This window comes from Ruegeria sp. CE9, assembly GCF_056537425.1.
The window spans coordinates 1-1486 of the sequence record NZ_JBQFRO010000058.1 but is presented as its reverse complement, the minus strand read 5'-3'; the positions used below and the strand labels follow the sequence as shown (position 1 = coordinate 1486).

1 protein-coding gene is annotated in these 1486 nt (G+C 56.3%); it reads right to left on the bottom strand.

Going from position 1 to position 1486, the window contains the following annotated elements:
* Positions 1 to 32 precede the first annotated feature (32 nt).
* Positions 33 to 1280 carry a ribulose-bisphosphate carboxylase large subunit family protein gene (locus tag ACR0B3_RS23920; RefSeq protein WP_480811230.1) on the bottom strand — a complete coding sequence of 416 codons (1248 nt, stop codon included), beginning with the start codon at positions 1278 to 1280 and terminating at the stop codon, positions 33 to 35.
* Between the last annotated feature and the right edge of the window lie 206 nt (positions 1281 to 1486).

Here is a 1486-nt window from a genome sequence, read left to right as displayed (position 1 = left end):
CAAAAAGGCAATTAATGGCCCATCGGGAAGTGTCATTTTGCATAGGCCTTTAGCGCGCGGGCAAGCTCGGGATGGGATTTGGCGTAATCAGCGGCGGGGATGCCCGCAATCGCCCCTTGCCACGATTGCCGCAATGCCGCGACACCTGCACGCGGCCCGTCAGGGTGGGCCATAATCCCACCTCCTGCTGCATAAATGCAATCTGCATGGCCGAGGTGGCGATAGGTTTCAGGGGGTTGCAGCGCGGATTGGCCCGATGAAAAGACGGGCATCGGGATGCAGGGTGCATCACCAAAGAGTGGGGTGAGCAAAGATTTGGCCGAGGCGATGACGCTTGCGTCACTTTCGCTGAATTTGTTTTGGAGGCCGTTGACGTGCATATGATCTGCCCCCGCCAAGCGCCAGATTTTCGACCATGCTGCATAGTCCCATCCTAACAATTCGGCGCGGCTGAGATATCCCCATCCGTTGCGATGAGCATGGAGAGGCAGCGCGCTATGCCGTGATAGGCCCAAGAAGCCCGCCACGCCGACCGAATTGAGGCTGACCATCACGCAAGTTGCACCTTTTGAGAGGGCAAAATCATGTCGGGCACGCATCTCATCGACTTCGCCTGTTAGGTTGAAGGCATACATGACCTTTTTACCAGTGCGGTCGGCATGGGCGTTGATGACATCCATCACCGCGCTCACCCTCTCCTCGAAGGGGCAGGCAGGGCCATTGGCCTGCAATTCATCATCCTTGATGAAATCAATGCCCGCTTCGGCAAGTGTGCCGACAAATTTGGCAGTCTCCTGCGGGTCAAGCCCGACAGAGGGTTTAATAATCGTGCCAATCAGAGGGCCAACCACAACCCCTGCCAATTTACGGGTGCCGCTGATCCCAAATTTTGGGCCAGAATAGGCATCCGCAAATGCGCGCGGCAGGCGGATATCCAGCAAACGTAGCCCTGAGAATTGCGCCAATTCGAAAAGATTGCCCGCGACCGTAGCCATGAGGTTCGGTAAATCGGGGCCGATATTATCCAAGGGCCAACTGAGTGTGACCTTGGCGCGCTGATAGCGCGTGCCCTGCTGCCCGCCTGTCAAGCTTGGGCTGTCGGTTGCATCAAGCGGAGTTAGGGAAACCACTTGGGCCCCCGCGCGGGCCTGTAGTTCTGGCGTTTCGGCCGGCACTTTTACAAAGGTGCCCGCGCTTTGCTCGCCCGCCATCACGGCGGCGGCGCGGGCGGGGTCAATCGGGGTTTCGATCAGGTAATCTGCTTCAATTCTGTCGCTCATTGCGCGTGATCCTGATGATATAGGGCGCTTTAACGCTGTTTGTGGAAATGCCGTGGTGGATTTTGGTGCCGCTTTTAATCTTGGTGGCCAAGCTTTTGTCGAATTCCTACAAGGTCGCGGGCATCGTGGCGACGTCTTTCTTGTTTTTACTCTTCGTCGATTACTATGAATTCGCCATCCAAACCCTGTCGATCATATTTGTTTGT